General features: G+C 39.2%; 16 protein-coding genes. 6 read left to right on the plus strand and 10 right to left on the minus strand.

Annotated features, from left to right (window positions below):
- Nucleotides 1-36: 36 nt before the first annotated feature.
- From DFR79_RS07335 to purB, 6 genes are all read right to left on the minus strand, one after another.
- The gene (locus tag DFR79_RS07335) at nucleotides 37-3,204 is read right to left on the minus strand and encodes an alpha-mannosidase (RefSeq protein ID WP_133514857.1); all 3,168 of its coding nucleotides are present in this window, start codon (nucleotides 3,202-3,204) and stop codon (nucleotides 37-39) included.
- A gap of 301 nt (nucleotides 3,205-3,505) precedes the next feature.
- Complete coding sequence (locus DFR79_RS07340) at nucleotides 3,506-3,715, minus strand: hypothetical protein (protein WP_166638006.1); 210 nt, start codon at nucleotides 3,713-3,715, stop codon at nucleotides 3,506-3,508.
- A 163-nt stretch (nucleotides 3,716-3,878) separates the two neighbouring features.
- Nucleotides 3,879-4,535, minus strand: a complete 657-nt coding sequence (gene cysE / locus DFR79_RS07345; protein ID WP_133514859.1) for a serine O-acetyltransferase — start codon at nucleotides 4,533-4,535, stop codon at nucleotides 3,879-3,881.
- 188 nt (nucleotides 4,536-4,723) lie between these two features.
- The gene (purD, locus tag DFR79_RS07350; protein WP_133514860.1) at nucleotides 4,724-6,016 is read right to left on the minus strand and encodes a phosphoribosylamine--glycine ligase; all 1,293 of its coding nucleotides are present in this window, start codon (nucleotides 6,014-6,016) and stop codon (nucleotides 4,724-4,726) included.
- 23 nt (nucleotides 6,017-6,039) lie between these two features.
- Complete coding sequence (locus tag DFR79_RS07355; protein WP_133514861.1) at nucleotides 6,040-7,311, minus strand: adenylosuccinate synthase; 1,272 nt, start codon at nucleotides 7,309-7,311, stop codon at nucleotides 6,040-6,042.
- Between the two features lie 283 nt (nucleotides 7,312-7,594).
- Complete coding sequence (purB, locus tag DFR79_RS07360) at nucleotides 7,595-8,890, minus strand: adenylosuccinate lyase (RefSeq protein ID WP_133514862.1); 1,296 nt, start codon at nucleotides 8,888-8,890, stop codon at nucleotides 7,595-7,597.
- A gap of 307 nt (nucleotides 8,891-9,197) precedes the next feature.
- Between purB and DFR79_RS07365 the strand changes: the two genes are divergently transcribed.
- The 6 genes from DFR79_RS07365 (at nucleotide 9,198) to hepT (DFR79_RS07390) (ending at nucleotide 14,064) form a co-directional block, all read left to right on the plus strand.
- The gene (locus tag DFR79_RS07365) at nucleotides 9,198-10,319 is read left to right on the plus strand and encodes a DnaD domain protein (RefSeq protein ID WP_133514863.1); all 1,122 of its coding nucleotides are present in this window, start codon (nucleotides 9,198-9,200) and stop codon (nucleotides 10,317-10,319) included.
- Nucleotides 10,320-10,474: 155 nt separating this feature from the next.
- Nucleotides 10,475-11,497 carry an ATP-binding protein gene (locus tag DFR79_RS07370; RefSeq protein ID WP_133514864.1) on the plus strand — a complete coding sequence of 341 codons (1,023 nt, stop codon included), beginning with the start codon at nucleotides 10,475-10,477 and terminating at the stop codon, nucleotides 11,495-11,497.
- A gap of 2 nt (nucleotides 11,498-11,499) precedes the next feature.
- Nucleotides 11,500-12,882: a replicative DNA helicase gene (locus tag DFR79_RS07375; protein WP_133514865.1), complete on the plus strand. Its 1,383-nt coding sequence runs from the start codon at nucleotides 11,500-11,502 to the stop codon at nucleotides 12,880-12,882.
- Nucleotides 12,875-13,069: a hypothetical protein gene (locus DFR79_RS07380; RefSeq protein ID WP_133514866.1), complete on the plus strand. Its 195-nt coding sequence runs from the start codon at nucleotides 12,875-12,877 to the stop codon at nucleotides 13,067-13,069. Before DFR79_RS07375 ends, DFR79_RS07380 begins: the two co-directional genes overlap by 8 nt.
- Nucleotides 13,070-13,220: 151 nt before the next feature.
- Complete coding sequence (gene mntA / locus DFR79_RS07385) at nucleotides 13,221-13,664, plus strand: type VII toxin-antitoxin system MntA family adenylyltransferase antitoxin (RefSeq protein ID WP_133514867.1); 444 nt, start codon at nucleotides 13,221-13,223, stop codon at nucleotides 13,662-13,664.
- Nucleotides 13,627-14,064, plus strand: a complete 438-nt coding sequence (hepT, locus tag DFR79_RS07390) for a type VII toxin-antitoxin system HepT family RNase toxin (protein WP_133514868.1) — start codon at nucleotides 13,627-13,629, stop codon at nucleotides 14,062-14,064. Before mntA (DFR79_RS07385) ends, hepT (DFR79_RS07390) begins: the two co-directional genes overlap by 38 nt.
- Nucleotides 14,065-14,082: 18 nt before the next feature.
- Here hepT (DFR79_RS07390) and DFR79_RS07395 read toward each other — a convergent pair whose 3' ends face one another.
- From DFR79_RS07395 to DFR79_RS07410, 4 genes are all read right to left on the minus strand, one after another.
- Nucleotides 14,083-14,400: a PspC domain-containing protein gene (locus DFR79_RS07395; protein ID WP_133514869.1), complete on the minus strand. Its 318-nt coding sequence runs from the start codon at nucleotides 14,398-14,400 to the stop codon at nucleotides 14,083-14,085.
- 80 nt (nucleotides 14,401-14,480) lie between these two features.
- Nucleotides 14,481-14,897: a type VII toxin-antitoxin system HepT family RNase toxin gene (gene hepT, locus DFR79_RS07400; RefSeq protein ID WP_133514870.1), complete on the minus strand. Its 417-nt coding sequence runs from the start codon at nucleotides 14,895-14,897 to the stop codon at nucleotides 14,481-14,483.
- On the minus strand, nucleotides 14,890-15,297 hold the full coding sequence (gene mntA, locus DFR79_RS07405; RefSeq protein ID WP_166638007.1) for a type VII toxin-antitoxin system MntA family adenylyltransferase antitoxin: 408 nt from the start codon (nucleotides 15,295-15,297) through the stop codon (nucleotides 14,890-14,892). The genes hepT (DFR79_RS07400) and mntA (DFR79_RS07405) overlap by 8 nt, the downstream gene beginning before the upstream one ends.
- A 223-nt stretch (nucleotides 15,298-15,520) precedes the next feature.
- Nucleotides 15,521-16,609, minus strand: a complete 1,089-nt coding sequence (locus DFR79_RS07410; RefSeq protein WP_133514872.1) for a porin — start codon at nucleotides 16,607-16,609, stop codon at nucleotides 15,521-15,523.
- Nucleotide 16,610 lies beyond the last annotated feature (1 nt).

Raw genomic sequence — 16,610 nt, forward strand, 5'->3', positions numbered from 1 at the left:
TAGATAAATCAAAGTTTAACCATTATTTTGTCTTAATTAGTTCTGCAATTTTACTTTAAATGTTTTTATTTCGTAGGGCTTTATTTCAAACTCAAAGGAAGTGGATTCTGCTGCAATTTTAGTCGTCTCTTTTTCCATCAAATTACATTCGCTTACTTCTTTCAGTTCTCGCCCCAGATCAACTCTAACTTTTTCTCGGCGACTGCCATATTCATAAAATCTCAAAATCAAATCATCACTGGCTTCTGCTTTTTTAACTGTCTCCAAAATTGTACTGGCTGAATCAACATCTACAAATGATTTCTGCTGCGGCTGCTCACCAGATTCGCTCTGAGCAATTACAGTTTTCAGAGGATAATTCAACTCATAGGCTTCTTTTGTGGTCCCGGCCTCAAACCAGTCACCACCATGGGGATAAAGGCTGTAGGTAAAACTGTGCTGACCCTGATCAGCCTCTGGATCGGGATCAATACCTGATTTAATCAGACTCAACCGCATTGTTTGATCTTTAATATCATGTCCATATTTACAGTCATTTAAAAGACTGACTCCATAATCTCTTTCGGAAAGATCCACCCATTTCTGGCCCACAGTTTCGAACTTAGCATAATCCCAGCTTGTATTCCAGTGAGTGCTCCGCTCAACATTACCAAATTGAATCTCATAGGTAGCTGTCGTACTGCGAACATCGACCGGGAAAGCAGTTTTCAGCAGGATCTGTTCTTCCTGCCAGTCCACATCTGTTTTAAAATCTATTCGCCTCTGATTGGCATAAACAATCATCTGCTGTGAAATTGTAGAATCTAAAAACTTCCATTCTAAATTAACCACTATTCTCTCCGCTTGTTTATCTATTTTCATCTTCTGCAGCTGGTCAACTGGATACTCTTTTTCTTGATAATAAATATCTATATCCCAGGCATTATACTGCATTGGTCGATCCTCAAAGGCCTGCAGCAGGTTGGCTTTTTTCCCTTCAGGTATTATTTCCCGCCGGAACTGTCGGTCATAGATTGAAATAATCTGGCCCTGCTCATTCAGCTTAATTCTATAATACCTATTTTCAATTAGATTTTTTTCTGGTTCTAATTTGAGCAGATTTTTTCTTCCTGCTTCACCAACTTCCTGAGCTTTACTTTTGGCAGTTAAATAATTGATCTGGCTTTTTTTGAAATCAGCTTCTTTTTGAGCCTCGATTTCAGCTTCCAGTTTCAGGCCCTCACTGCTTTCTACAATATTATAGGCTTTATAACCGCTGGCAGGTAGATCATCAATCATGATTTCTCGTCCATCAAATTCAATATAACCCGAGCGCTGCCAGGGCAGAGAATTAAAAACAACCAGTTTCTTTTCCTCACCCTTTATCTGAGCTGCAATTTTTTTCAGACCGCTGTCTAATTCAGCTGCTGCAGTATTGAAAAGTTCTTTGAATTCCGCCGCACTATCCTGATAAACTTCCTTAATTGAGGAGCCGGGCAAAATATCATGAAACTGATTTTTAAGCAGAACTTCCCAGTTTTCGCTCAGTTTTTGAGCGGGATAATCCAGCTCAGCTTCTAACGCTGCAAAAGACCTGAATAACTCTGTGTCATGGAGCAGAATTTCTGCTTTTCTGTTATTTTTTTTGATTTCCGCCTGAGAGGTATATGTACCGCGGTGATATTCCAGATAGAGCTCACCATCCCAGACAGGTAAATCCTTATTCTCACTCACTCTTTCTGCCAGCCGGGAAAAGTAAGCTTCAGCACTGCCAAATTTAATTTTGGGTAAACCCGGAATCTGCTGCATGTTTTTGCCTGTTTCAATCATTTTGCGGGTTGGACCTCCACCACCATCTCCCCAGCCGTAAGCTAAGAGCAGCTGATCATTAATATCTTTCTGCTGATAATTATCCCAGCTGCCTTTGACTGACTCCGGATTTAAAAGTCCGTTGTAAGTATAGAAGGGTTCGTCATTATTAACTTCGGGAGTTGTAATAAAATGGGTCAGAACTTCTGTCCCATCAATGCCCCGCCACTTAAAGGTATCATATTCCGGCCGGTTAAACTGACTCCAGCTGATCTTGGTGGTCATAAAATACTCCATTCCGCTTTTTTTAATTATCTGGGGCAGGGCCCAGGAATAGCCAAAAACATCAGGCAGCCAGAGTATATTCCAGTCCAGATCAAATTCTTCTTTAACAAATCGCTGTCCATGCAGAAATTGCCTGACCAGAGACTCACCTGAAGTAAGATTGCAGTCTGCTTCGACCCACATTCCACCGGTAACTTCCCACTTTCCTGCTTTTATCTTTTCTTTAATTTTTTTATAGATTTCGGGATAGTCTTCCTTGATAAATTTATATAGCTGAGGACTTGACTGGACAAAAGTGTAGTCCGGATATTCGTCCATCAGTTTTAAAACTGTAGAAAATGTGCGGGCAGTTTTTTCTCTTGTGTGCAGCAGCCGCCAGAGCCAGGCTACATCGATATGAGAATGGCCGACTGCGGTTATCTGAGGTAAATTTGATTCTGACTTTAGCCCTGCCAGTGAATCTTTGAGATATTGATTGGCTTCAGCTGCAGTCTGCAGAAATTCTTTTGAACCGGGCTTCCTGAAATCAATGATATTGAAAGCCTGATTAAGTTTGTTTAAAAGTTTATGTCTCAGGTTTTCACCTGCAGCCACTGCTGCTATTGTCTGTTTGAGTGTCTCTGCCAGCCGGTAAAATTCTTCTACATTTTTATCTCTATAAACAAGGGCCGCCTTTTTAAACTGCTGTTTTTCTGTTCCGGGACCGCTGAATGCTTTAACTGCTATCTCTAAACTATTATTTTCCATTTCTTTTCTGCTTAACTTGACCAGAGAATGATTGCGGTCCAGCCCCTGTAGAGCTCTGCCATTTAAATAAAGCAGGGATTCAGATCCACTTAAACCGCCGGAATGACCCTGGCCGGGTATGATTTCTAAATAAATATTTCCCTGCAGTTCTTTCCAGCTTTCAGGTACTGCAATCCCGGCTCTAAACCAGCAGCTTTTATCTTTTCCTCCCCAGCTTGCTCCAACATTAAAATCTTCTCCTGCAAGTTTTGTAAAATCAGGCAGAGATTTATTCTGAATGCTGGCTGGATATTTTTTGAAATTCTCAATCGCTATTTCTTTCTGGTTTAAGACTGATTTTAAATCTTTTAAATATCTTTCAATTTTTCCTGTTTTAAAAAACAATGTTATCACTTCCTCTAGTAGGGATTAATATATATTTATTGGCTGAGGCAACAAATTCCTGATAAAAATTATAATACTCAAATTACAATATATTCGTAAATTTATTTAAAAAATAATTAATTGATTCATTTTTTTGAACTGCAGTTTCAATTGAGCAAATTTTGTATATATAAATCATCTATACCCATATCATTATCTAAAAATACCTGCACTTCCTTTTTCTCTACCGGTTTTGTGATTTTAGAAAACCCGTCTGGATCACGATGGACTAAAAAAAGATTCTGCAGATCAATATATTTAATCAGTTCCAGGCTTTATTCTTATCTTCTATTATATTTTTCAATACAATTGCCAGATTTTCACCATCTTCTTCTAACTCAGCTTTTCCAGTTATTGGAGTTGCTTTTTTAGATAATAATGGATTAATATTATAAATTGAGATTCCACCTAAAATTTCTCTGAGTGACCTCTCAATAATAAAAGCGAAAGGTGTTTCTAAATTCAATTGCAAATTGATATTTACTCTCGTAAGCTTCTCTGCAGAGCAAATTATTCTCATTTTCTTTTTCAATTTTCTGTATATTAGGGCGATCAAAAATCTATTACCTTCATTATATCACAATAAGAAAAAAATGACAGCTCCCGGAGGGACTGCCATTAAGATTAACTCTATTTTAACCTGCATCTTCAAATGAATCCTTATCTAAGATTTCTTGCTTTAGTTTTGAAAATTCTTTCTCTAATTCTAAAAGTTGATCGCGAACTGGATCCGGTAGATCGGCATGAGCAAGATCTCTTTCTGGATGAACTCGGCGGCCATCACGGGTCACAACTCTGCCTGGAATACCAACAACGGTAGAATTTTCATCTACATCTTTTAAAACCACAGAGCCAGCTCCAATTTTAGCATCATCACCAATTTTAATTGAGCCGAGCACTTTTGCCCCGGCGCCAATAACAACATTATTGCCGATAGTAGGATGACGTTTGCCTCTTTCTTTGCCGGTTCCTCCCAGGGTGACTCCCTGATAAAGAGTTACATTATCACCGATTTCGGTGGTTTCTCCAATCACTACTCCCATTCCGTGATCAATAAAAAAACCACAGCCAATCTCTGCTCCGGGGTGAATTTCAATTCCGGTTAAAAAACGGGCCAGCTGTGAAATCAAACGGGGAATGGTCCTCAGCCCTTTACTGTACAGCCAGTGCGAAAAACGATGAAACAGCAGTGCATGCAGACCTGAATAGGCTAAAATTACCTCCAGCAAATTATCAGTTGCTGGATCTCTATCAAAAATTGCCTGAATATCACATTTTAATCTTTTAAACATTAATTTCCCACCCCCAGAGAACGAGAATAGTTGAGAGGTAACAGATACCTTTCAGTTTTATATCGGTCGGTTTTATAAAAATTCGGGGTCAGATACAATAATTAGATTCGTACCGGACCCTGTCTTTAAATCCGAGTTTTAAACTCAGCTTTATTATACTAATTTAAAGCGATAAATGCAAGGATTATTTATTCAACAGGAGCCTGTGGGACATCTGGGATAGTAAATCCAATGTCAGTTCTGTAGTGCATATCTTTAAAATTCACTTCCTCGATGTAATCATAGACAGTATTAATAACACTCAGTATACCCTCTCCAACTACTGTCATTCCCAGCACACGGCCTCTATCAGTATAATATTTTCCGTTTTCCAGACGCGTACCGGAGTGAAATACAAGTAAGTCATCATGGTATTTTAGATTTTCTAAACCTTTGATTTCATAACCGGAGGCATAGGTTAAAGGATAACCTGCAGAGGCAAGAACCACACAGACTGCGTCACTCCCGTAAATTTCAATCTCTTTTTTATATTTCAATTTTACATCATTTGTCATCTGCATCAGCTCCAGCAGATCTTCTGCCAGCAGCGGCATAATAACCTGAGTTTCGGGGTCCCCAAAACGGGCATTATAATCAATTACTTCCGGGCCATTTTCTGTTAAAATAATCCCCACATGCAGAACCCCTCTGTAATCAATACCTTCACTGTTAAGAGCGTGGAGAGTCGGCCTTAAAATTTCCCGGCAGATCTGCTCCATCATTTCCTGATCTACATAAGGTGAGGGTGAGTAAGAACCCATTCCACCTGTATTGGGACCTTCTTCTCCCTCAAATACAGCTTTATGTTCTCTGGTGCTGGTTACCGGCAAAATAGTCTGACCATCTGTCAGAGCAAAAATCGAAACATCTTCTCCTTCAATGAAATCCTCAACTACAATTCTATCCCCGGCATCTCCAAAGGCTTTATCTTCCATAATGCGAGCAACAGCATCCTGGGCAGCCTGGTAATTAGAAGCAACAATTACTCCTTTGCCACCTGCCAGGCCATTTGCCTTAACAACAAGTGGATATTTGGCATTTTCCAGATAATTAAGCGCAGTATCCGGGTCAGTAAAGACCTCATATTCACCTGTAGGTATATTATATTTATCCAGTATTTCCTTGGCAAAAGCTTTACTGCCTTCCAGCAGAGCAGCCTGTTTTTTCGGTCCGAAGATCGGCAGTCCCCGCTCGACAAAATAATCGACAATTCCTGCTACCAGCGGCTCCTCGGGGCCAACTACAGTCATACCGATTCCATTTTCCTGAGCAAAGTCAGCTAAAGCCTCTATCTCATCTGCGTCTATATCAACTCGTTCTGCGATTTCTAACATTCCATCATTACCTGGAGCAGCAAAAATTTTATCTACATTTTCGCTCTGATAAAGCTTCCAGGCTAAGGCATGTTCTCTGCCTCCGTCTCCTACAATTAATACCTTCATAACCGATCCTCCTCATCGTATATTTATCTTCTAATTGCCTGTTTCCGGCCCGGGCCAACACTAATAATCCTGGCCGGAATTCCAATTAACTCTTCTATTCTCTCTATATATCTTTTAGCATTTTCAGGCAGCTGATCATAATCTCTGACACCGGTAATATCTTCTTCCCAGCCGGGCCATTTTTCGTAAACCGGCTCATAGGGAATCTCACTTTCTAAATAAGGTGGGAATTCCTCTACAATTTCCTCACCATGCTTATAAGCTGTACAGACTTTAATCTCCTCAATCCCGGTTAAAACATCTATTTTAGTTAAAGCAATCTCGGTCAGACCATTGACTCTAACTGCATGTTTTAAAATTGGAATATCCAGCCAGCCGCATCTGCGGGGACGACCTGTTGTCACACCAAACTCATGGCCTTTGTCTCTTAAGTATTCTCCCCACTCATTATCCAGCTCTGTCGGGAAGGGTCCTGCTCCAACTCTGGTTAAATAGGCTTTGGTAACTCCAATCACATCATCTATAGTGGTCGGTCCGACTCCGGTTCCTGTACAGACTCCACCGGCAGTCGGATTAGAAGAAGTAACAAAAGGATATGTACCATAATCTATATCGAGTAATGTTCCCTGAGCCCCTTCAAAAAATATTTTCTGATTCTGCTTATGGGCTTCATTGAGCAGCAGAGAGGTGTTTGTCACATAGGGACTCAGTTTTTCTATGTAGGGTTGATACTGCTTAATAATCTCTTCTACTTTCAAAGTTTTTGCATCATAAACTTTCTCTAATAATACATTGTGATAATCAAGTGCCTTTTCCAGCTTGGCTCTAAATCTGCCTTCATCCAGCAAATCTGCAATTCTGATTCCCCGGCGAGCAGTTTTGTCAGTATAACAGGGGCCAATTCCCTTACCGGTGGTTCCAATTTTGCTGTCACCCTTGCGCTTTTCCTCCAGAGCGTCAATCATTCTGTGATAGGGCATAATTACATGGGCGGTCTCCGAAATATATAAATTAGCTAGAGAAATTCCTCTATCTTCCAGTCCTTCCATCTCTTCTACCATGGCTTCGGGATCAATTACCACTCCTCCGCCAAGAACAGATTTTTTATCCTCATATAAAATCCCGGATGGGATTAGATGTAATTCGAATTTTTCATCATCTACTATGACTGTATGTCCGGCATTATTTCCACCACCATAACGAACAACTAAGTCAGCAGTTTCTGCCAGCATATCAGTAATCTTACCCTTACCTTCATCGCCCCATTGTGCACCAACAACTATCTTATTAGACATTTAATTTCTCTCCTCACATATTCATTAATTTAAAACTTCTCAATTCTACTCATTAAATCAATTTATCATTATCAAATTATTTTAAGCTATTTTGAAATAACTCTGTCAGCAATTTAATCTAAATAAATAATTTAGTTTTTAGCTGTCCACTTCTCAGCTCTTAACTATAGTTTAACAAATATTTACCAGAAGTGCATCCTTTAATTTGAGATGCACCAGTTTAGGCGGCTTAAAATTAGCTAATATCCAGCAAATAACATGCTTTATCTAAAACCAGCCCCCTTTAGAGCAGACCGGTCCGCTGAAAAATTTGATCAATATTTTTTAGATATGCCTGCCAGTCAAAAATCTGGTCAAGCTCTGCTTCAGTTAGATATTCAGTGATTTCTTCATCCTCTGAGATCAGCTTTCTGTAGTCTGTTTTTTCTTCCCAGGCTGTCATCGCATTCCGCTGGGCCAGCTCATATGCTTCCTCGCGGCGCAGACCTTTTTCTACCAGGGCCAGCATCAAACGCTGAGAAAAGGTGAGTCCCAGTGTTTTTTCCAGATTGAGCTGCATATTATCCTCATTGACTACCAGTTCTTCCATTACTCCTTTAAATTTATGCAGCATATAATCCAGCAGAACTGCACTGTCAGGCAGAATTACCCTCTCAACTGAAGAATGGGTCAAATCCCTTTCGTGCCAGAGAGTCACATTTTCTAGGGCAGGGACTACATTGCCGCGGATTACCCGGGCCAGCCCGCTTAAGCGCTCACAGACAATTGGATTCTTTTTGTGAGGCATGGCTGAAGAACCTTTCTGTCCCTTGCGGAAGCCTTCTTCCACCTCCAGAATATCGGTCCGCTGCAGGTTTCTAATTTCAGTCGCAAATTTTTCTATAGAAGCTGCTGCCAGGGCAATTCTTTCGATAAAATCTGCATGGCGGTCCCGCTGCAGAATCTGGGAGCTGACCTTTGCGTTTTTAAGCCCCAGGATCTGACAGACTTTTTTTTCTACTTCTGGATCAATGGTGGCAAAAGTACCGACAGCACCCGAAATCTGACCAACAGCCACAACTTCCTCCAGCTGCTTAAAACGAGTAATCTGCCTCTCAATTTCCTGATACCAGTTTAAGACTTTCAGTCCCCAGGTAATCGGCTCAGCGTGAACCCCGTGGGTCCGGCCAACCATAATTGTATCTTTAGCAGCCAGAGCTTTCTGGCCCAGTGTCTGCTTTAAATTCTTTAGATCCTCCAGAATTAACTGACAGGCCTGCTGCATCTGCATCGCCCGGGCAGTATCCTTAATATCTGAGGAGGTCACTCCTTCGTGGATAAAACGGGACTCAGCTCCCAGATTTTCCGAAATCCCCTCAATAAAGGCAATCATATCATGACGGGTTTCAGCTTCAATTTCCTTAATCCGCTTTAGATCTACCTGCGCTTCCTGCTCAACTTTCTCAGCTGCACTATCTGGAATTTCTCCCAGCTCGGCTCTAGCCTTTAAAATAGCAATTTCAATCTCAAGCCAGATCTCATATTTTCTCTCCTCACTCCAGACATTTTCCATCTCTGCCCGGCTGTACCTTGAAAGCATAAATAATCTCCCTCTCTTTTTTCCTTAATTAGATTAATTTTCTTTAATAATAAATATCAGGCTTATTTCAGCAATTTAGCTGCTGATAGGCCGATAATTTTGATATTCTCTTTTTTTCAGTTTAATATTAGCAGATGCAGTGGGTGCTGTCAAGATAAGTCCCCGGGCTTACTGTTGAATTTTGATGCAATTCCACGTATAATTATTAACTGCAGTTGAGAAATTTATTGGGATTTTTCTTAAAATTTCTCTGAGATCTGATATAATAAAAATATGTACTAAATTTTGAAGGGTTAAAGGTGATAAAATGAAACATAATTATTATAAAAAGTCTATAGATTTAAGTGAAGCCGAAAGCCGACAGCTTTTGACCTTAGGTGACAGTTTAATCGAAAAAGGGTTTCTGCGGCAGTTTTCCGGGGATCAGACAAAGGTTCTGCTCTATCTTTTAACTCACGTTAAAGAAGCCAATGAAATAGAATTGGAACTTCCGCTGGCCGCTGGAGCACTGGGCATGGAAATTAAAGAATTAAAAACCGCTCTCCATAATCTGGCTGCTACAGGAATTATTAACCCTCAGACAGCAGAGGCAGAAAACTATTTTCGCTGTTTTCTAAGTTTAGAAGCAGTTTTAACAAAAAATATGGAACACAGCAAGGCTGAAGCAAGTTCTACTACCGGGGCAGAAGTCAGACAGCAGCTGATCAAAAGCAATTCTGCTTCTGAAAATGAAATTGCAGCTGCCTTAATTTCTTTTCTACCGCCTGGAGCCCGAAATATCCACCGCCGGGAAGAAATAAAAAGCTGGCTCAATGATTTTGAGCCTCAGATGCTCAAGGAACTGGTGCGCAGAGTTGACAAATGGCTCAAACGTCAGGGTGGTGGTGACCACCTGCAGGGAGCTTATGCCTATCTCAGGGCAATTATCGACAGCTGGTACCAGGAGGAAATTACCACTTACGAAAAACTGCAGGAACAGGATAAACTGCACCGGGAGACCAGAGAGCTGGCCCGGGCTTATGGCATCAGGTCTTTTTCTTCCAATACAGCCCAGCTCAAAACTTTTCAGAGCTGGCTCAGCGGAGAACAGGCTTTAAGCAAAGAACTGGCTCTGGCTGCAATTAGAGAGGCTGTGCGCCGCAAGCGTGATGGTCAGCCTTCTTTAAAATATGTAGAGGATAATTTTATCAATCCGATTAAAGAGCTCAGCATCAATAACCTGGCCGATTTTCGCCGCTGGCTGCAGAAAGAAATGGATGGTCAGGCCTCGGAAGCTGACAGCAGAGATCAAACTGATTCTGGTACTAAAGATAAAAAGCAGAAAAGTAAGGCGTCTAAATCTAAAAATAGTAAAAGCGATGAGAAAAATGATGAGGACAATTATAAATGGAAGGACTTTTTTATTGATTTTGATAAATATAAGGAATAAAATGTACGCGTGCACCTACCGTTTACTTGTCGAAATATGTAATTTTATGTTTGAAAACTTACAAAACACCTTCACCAAAGTTATTTCGCCAAAATTTAACAAAAATCGACAAGTAAACGGCAGCTGTAAGTTAAAAACCAGAAAGGGGATTAATGATGCCACTACAGTTTAATTCGAACAAATATCAGGGTAAGGCCCGCGAAAAATATATGGAAGCTGAAAAAAGAATATCTCGAATCCACAAAGAGTATCCTGATGTTGAACAGGCATACAGTTATTTAAATTCCCTCAAGCGTGAATACAAAATGTTAAAGGTCGGCCTGTTTAATAAAGATGAAACAGAAAAAAATTCGATAGAAGAATTAAAAAATGAAATTGATCATCTGGAAGCTCACTACCATCAGCTTTTAAAAAAACATGATATTCCACTTGATTATAAGGAACCAGACTGGGACTGCGAAAAGTGCCATGATACCGGCCGCATTTACCGCAACAATCAATATTTAGTCTGCAGCTGTGCCAAAAATGATTTGAGACAGCGTAAACAGCATAATGGCAATTTACCGCGCCACCTGCAGAATGCTACCTTTAGCAATGCCAATCTCAACTATTATGAAACCGATTTAATAACTGACAGCGGCATGAATTATCGGGAGAATGCTCAGAAAGTTTACAGCCTTGCTTCTACCTTTGTTCAGCGCTTTAACTCAGAAGGACTAAGCCGGGGTTTAATTATTGAAGGGCCAATTGGAAGCGGAAAATCCTATCTTTTAGGCTGTATTGCCAATGCCTTAATTGACAGAGGGATTCAGTTCCGCTATATTGTTTATTCTGACCTTTTACAGCAGATTAGAAGTACTTACAATCAGAACAACCCCGAAACTGACGAAAAACAAATTTTAAGCACTGTTCAGCAAATTCCGGTACTTTTAATTGATGATCTGGGGACTGAAAAGGCAACCGAATTCGCCTCCTCTACCCTTTATCAAATAATTGACCGCCGCTACAGAGAGGAAAAACCAATTATCTTATCAACAAATTATTCAATTAAAAATTTAAAGAACCGCTTTCCGGTTATGGGAGAGCGAATTTTTCAGCGACTTTTAGAAATGAATAAGTATTTAGAACTTGCAGGTAATGTTAGAGTTAAAAAAATTGAAGAACAACAGGAGGCCTGATTATGGCAGCTGAAGTACCGAATGTAAAAAAAGACGACCGCTACAACAAAAATGAATACCAGCTTTTAGGCATCCTGCTGCAGTATCCGGATAAAATTGACGAAGTTGCTGATCTGCTTGAGTTAAAGCATTTTCTGGATCCTCAGGCTTCGATTATTTTTGATCAACTTTTAAAACAGTATCAGCAGGACAATCAAATTTCCCGGACAAAACTTTTAATTGATCTCCAGAGCCAGAATGCAGTAGATGAAGCGGAACAGATTATTGAACGTCTGACTTCTGGTTTTAATACAGTTGATGAACTGAAACCGACTATTGATTTAATCAAAAAAGATTATCAGCGTTCTCTTTTGCGAAGAGCCTCCAATAAACTGAGGGATTTAACTGAGGCTAATGACCTGACTATTGATGACTATCAGGCCCGGGCCCAGGAAATTATTTTCCAGGCAACAAGTGAGAGTAATGACTTAGAAAAACATATTTATAATATGGAAGAAGTTTTAATGGAGTCTTTTTCCAACTACATGGACCGCAAACACAAAAAGGCTGATGTTGGTCTGCGCACCGGCTTTATTTCTCTTGATAATTTAATTGGGGGATTTAAGCGCGGTCACCTGACAGTAATTGCGGCTTCCACCTCGATGGGAAAAACTGCTTTTGCAATTAATATCGCCAAAAATGTGCTTAAAAGGAAGGCCAAAGTAGCTATTATGTCACTTGAGATGGATGCAGCTGAGGTTGTAGACAGAATGATAGTCCAGGAATCACAGGTTAATGCCTGGAAGTATACTCAGGGTGAGACCAATGATGAGGAAGATCAGCGGGTTTCCAAAGCTTTAGATAATTTACATGAGCTGCCGCTGATGATTTCCGATGAGCGTGGTTTGAATACTGCTCAAATTAGAGCCCGCCTGCGTAAATTTAAGGCGCAGATGGATGGAATGGATCTGGCAATTATTGATTACCTGCAGATGATTCAGCTGCCGGAAGAACATGCACAGAATACTGCCCGGGCAGTCGGTCAGATTGTGCTGCAGCTTAGAAACCTGGCCTCAGAGCTTGATATCCCGGTTATTTTAATTTCTCAGATTTCGCGTAGTTTTACCAGCCGGACAGATAAAAGACCTGTTCTCTCTGACTTGAGAGACTCCGGTAATATTGAGGAGGTTGCTGATGGTGTTATTTTCCTTTACCGTCATGCTCATACCTCTGCTAAAGCACGTGAGGAAGCTGAAGCCGAAGGAACCGAAAGTGATACAGATATTATTATAGCTAAACAGCGTACCGGTCAAACCGGATCAATCAAACTCTTTTTTGAGGAAGAATTTATCCGTTTTGTTGATCCCGAAAATCTCTCTCTGGAAGGAACGATGCCTCATGGATAATCTGGATAGTTTAGATTTAAAGCTGGTGCTCTCCTTTGCTAATGCATATCGGCGCCTCAATGAAAAAGGGGAGATTAGTGATCAACAGCTGGAAGAGGTGATGCAGCTGGTGGAAAATTATCAGAACTTTGCTCCAGCTGAATTTAAAAATAAGCTGCACGAAATTTTCCCGGAAAGTGATTTTTAAAGCGTACACCTACCGGGAACCACCCGATTTATGTCGAAATATGTCTAAAAAGCTGATTTTTCGACACCAATCTAGGTTATTATACAAAAATCGACAACTACCCGGTACATGTCAGTTGATGTCGAATTATGTAGGATAGGAGGTCAGTTTTATGGAAGAAGAAAAAATTAATAAAATCAAGGATATTTTAGCAGACTTTGGCCTTGAACTCCTCATTTTATTTGGCTCCTACGAAAGTAATAACTTTAATGAGAATAGTGATCTTGATTTAGCAGTAAAAGTTAAAGCTGTGGGGCAGCTAAAAAAAGACCAGTTAGATATTTTAAATAAAATTTCCGCTCTCTTTAATCAAATACCAGTTGATCTGGTTTTATTAAATCATGCTGATCCTTTAATTAAATTCAAAATTGCTTCTGAGGGTAAACTGCTTTATCAAGCTGAAAAAGGCCTCTTTGAGAAATTTCAGGTAAGAGCCGCCGCTGAACATAATGACGCCCGAAAATTTTATCAGCTTGACAAAAAATTTATTGAAGATTTTTTAGAAAGGAGCCAGTCTAATGACAGATCCGCTCATCGTGCGCCGAAAATTAAATAAGATGATAGAATATCTAGATCAGCTGGAAGAAGTCAATCAATATACACTGGAAAATTACCTTGATAATTTTTTTGTTAAACGGACTGCAGAAAGGTTAATCCAGCTGATAGTTGAAACTGCAGCGGACATAAATGGCCATCTGATAGTTAGTTCAGGCCATAAGCCTCCTGCAGACTATTTCACTTCTTTTATTAAATTAAGTGAGCATCAGATAGTGGACCAAAAATTTGCTGAAGAAATTGCACCCTCAGCCGGATTGAGAAACCGCCTGGTTCATGAATATGAGGAAATAGATGATGAAATTGTTTACAAAAGTATTCAAAAAACTATTGATAATTACAAAAAATACATCAGAGAAATTGAAAACTACCTCAAAAATATCGAAAACTCCAGCCGCTAAGCTGGAGCTTTTTCATTTCTAAATATCATAATATTTTGGATCCTCATCATTATTGCTGTTATCCTGGCCAGAATTCGTTTTATTTCTTTGCTGATTTTTCTGCTGGTCTTCCTGCACCGGCTCAGAAGTGACATCATAATCAACATCAATATGGGCTGGCCTTTCGGGAATGATGGCCCAGGCTATGATATATGCCCAAAACCCTGCCCCCCAGAGAACAGTTAAAACCACTGCTCCCACCCGAACCAGAGTCGGATCCCAATCAAAATATTCTGCTATACCACCACAGACCCCACCAATTTTTCTGTGTTCACGGGAACGATAAAGTTTTTTCATTTTTTTTCACCTCTTTATTTTTTATTCTAAATTTACAAACTGATCAAAGTAAATAAGCTTTTAAATGTTAGTTTATCAAATCAAACTAATTTTAGATAAGATTTTAAAATCCCTCGTATATCAGCTAAATTGTTTTTTAATAAATCAAAAATAACATCTCTATCTAAATCCAGATAATCATGTACTAAAATATTTCTAAAAGCAATAATTCTTGTAAATAAATTCTTTTCTTTTTCATCTAAATAACCGTTTTCTGCCAGAATTATTGCAATATCTCTATAAACATCAACTCTGCCCAGATTATCATCTGAAATTATATGGTTTCCGATATCAATTAATGCTTCAATGGACAGATGCAAAAATCTTTCCGCACTGCCATACAAAAGAGGATTATTATTAAATTCTTCAAAGTCCACGTCTTTTACTATTTTATCCAGCTGTTCAAGATATTCATTACATTTTTGAGATCTCTCTAAAATTATCTCTCTTTTAACCATTTAAAATTCGCTCCTTAAACTTCTGCTGGTTTTTCTTTAAATAATACTCAAAATCAAGATATTTCCTGATCACTAAAGATTGGTAAGAAGCTGCATCAAAGTCATTTTTTTTATAGATCAAATAATTTTCTTTAACAACTTCATATTTCAAAAGAGCTGAAGCCTGATTTAAAATAACTAAGTCGATATTATCAAGTCCCTCTTTGATTAATTCTTCGTATAATTTAATTTTAAGTTCTCCACTTTTTTCGCTATAATCAGCCTCTAAAAGAACTGCAATATCTATATCACTATTTTGATCAGCTTTATCACGGGCCTGGGAGCCAAAAAGATAGACAGCCTGAATAAACTTATATTCTTTTGCGATATTATTTAGCTTATCGATTATTTTCTGATCCATTATATCAGCTCCTCTGAAGCCACATATTTGCATCTGAGTTTTATAAAGCAGTTTAGCAAAAGTCCGCAGCTAAAATTTCAATTAAATAATCTCCTTAAATTTATTATAAAACAAATCTGACACAATTAACAGAGGTCTAAAAACTTTTTGTTAAAAAACTTGAAAATATCTGAATTAAATTTTGTTTTTCGACAAAATTCGACAAGTAAACGGTAGGTGTACGTTAAAAAACATAGCTTAGAGTTATCTCCAGACCCTTTGCATCTCCACCGAACATTTCTTCTTCTGCTCCGGCGGCAATGCTTCCTCTCAGTTCTAATTTCAGATTACTTCCAAATGTATAGGAATAATTGGGAATGAAAACTGTACTGCCGTCGTCTAAATAACTGACCGTCATAATCCCGATAGAAGAAAAATCATCAATCTCATAACTTAGATTTGTATTGAAAAAATCTAAATTGTTTTCCAGAGCAGAAGTACTTTCAGGGTCTGCAGCTGCTCCAAGATTAAAGAAATCAAAAGATGAAATATCCCCTTTTACTCCTTCTAATCTCAAATACTCGCCCTGCAGATAAAGCTGGCTGCCGGCCAGAAAATTGTAACTGTAATCCGTACCCAGCTGATAAATATCATAGTCAATCACATCACTCTGCCAGAGACCATAGGCACCATAAACACCAACCGGGCCAAGATCACCTTTGGCTGTCAGTCCATAACGTTCAAAGTCAGTACTGGCAGAAACAGGGGTCCTCACATAACTGGCAGTTAGGTCATAGCCTCTAAAAGTAGTCCGACCTCTTAAGGCCCATTTATGCTCTTTTTGATTTTCCAGATTTGAGATATCAAAAGTTAGTCCTGAACCCCAGTTAATCGGATAATATATTTCTATTCCATCAACATATTTGGCCCGACTTTCCTGCTCTAAATTTTCTGCTCCCAGCGTATAATCAACCGGGTTAATTAAGGCACCATAGGACCAGGAAATAGGCTGTCTACCGACAGAGGCTGTGAACGGTCCCAGCTCTTTTTCCAGATATAATTTTTTAAACCAGAGGTCAAATTTATCTTCCCGACCTTCCTTCAAAGAAATAACTGCTCTGTTTTGAATATTTAAAGGAAAATTATAGGGAAAATACCACTGCAGTTCCAATTCTGCTGCCAGGTTATTATTTAATTCAGAATCAGAATAACTTAAGCTGCTGATTAACCGTGCTTCACCACCAATTTCCGCCGCTACAGGAAAGGAAATTAATGCAGTTAATATTACAATTGTAATTATTAAAAAGCCCTGTCTAATCTTTGAATTTTTCATC

It is taken from the genome of Halanaerobium saccharolyticum, assembly GCF_004362045.1.
Classification (GTDB): Bacteria; Bacillota; Halanaerobiia; order Halanaerobiales; family Halanaerobiaceae; genus Halanaerobium; species Halanaerobium saccharolyticum_C.

Bases quoted from the DNA above. Each gene is read 5' to 3' on its own strand.
- cysE (WP_133514859.1), bottom strand. From the start codon at position 4,535: ATGTTTAAAAGATTAAAATGTGATATTCAGGCAATTTTTGATAGAGAT.
- purD (WP_133514860.1), bottom strand. From the start codon at position 6,016: ATGAAGGTATTAATTGTAGGAGACGGAGGCAGAGAACATGCCTTAGCC.
- DFR79_RS07355 (WP_133514861.1), bottom strand. From the start codon at position 7,311: ATGTCTAATAAGATAGTTGTTGGTGCACAATGGGGCGATGAAGGTAAG.
- purB (WP_133514862.1), bottom strand. From the start codon at position 8,890: ATGCTTTCAAGGTACAGCCGGGCAGAGATGGAAAATGTCTGGAGTGAG.
- DFR79_RS07365 (WP_133514863.1), top strand. From the start codon at position 9,198: ATGAAACATAATTATTATAAAAAGTCTATAGATTTAAGTGAAGCCGAA.
- DFR79_RS07370 (WP_133514864.1), top strand. From the start codon at position 10,475: ATGCCACTACAGTTTAATTCGAACAAATATCAGGGTAAGGCCCGCGAA.
- DFR79_RS07375 (WP_133514865.1), top strand. From the start codon at position 11,500: ATGGCAGCTGAAGTACCGAATGTAAAAAAAGACGACCGCTACAACAAA.
- DFR79_RS07380 (WP_133514866.1), top strand. From the start codon at position 12,875: ATGGATAATCTGGATAGTTTAGATTTAAAGCTGGTGCTCTCCTTTGCT.
- mntA (WP_133514867.1), top strand. From the start codon at position 13,221: ATGGAAGAAGAAAAAATTAATAAAATCAAGGATATTTTAGCAGACTTT.
- hepT (WP_133514868.1), top strand. From the start codon at position 13,627: ATGACAGATCCGCTCATCGTGCGCCGAAAATTAAATAAGATGATAGAA.
- DFR79_RS07395 (WP_133514869.1), bottom strand. From the start codon at position 14,400: ATGAAAAAACTTTATCGTTCCCGTGAACACAGAAAAATTGGTGGGGTC.
- hepT (WP_133514870.1), bottom strand. From the start codon at position 14,897: ATGGTTAAAAGAGAGATAATTTTAGAGAGATCTCAAAAATGTAATGAA.
- mntA (WP_166638007.1), bottom strand. From the start codon at position 15,297: ATGGATCAGAAAATAATCGATAAGCTAAATAATATCGCAAAAGAATAT.
- DFR79_RS07410 (WP_133514872.1), bottom strand. From the start codon at position 16,609: ATGAAAAATTCAAAGATTAGACAGGGCTTTTTAATAATTACAATTGTA.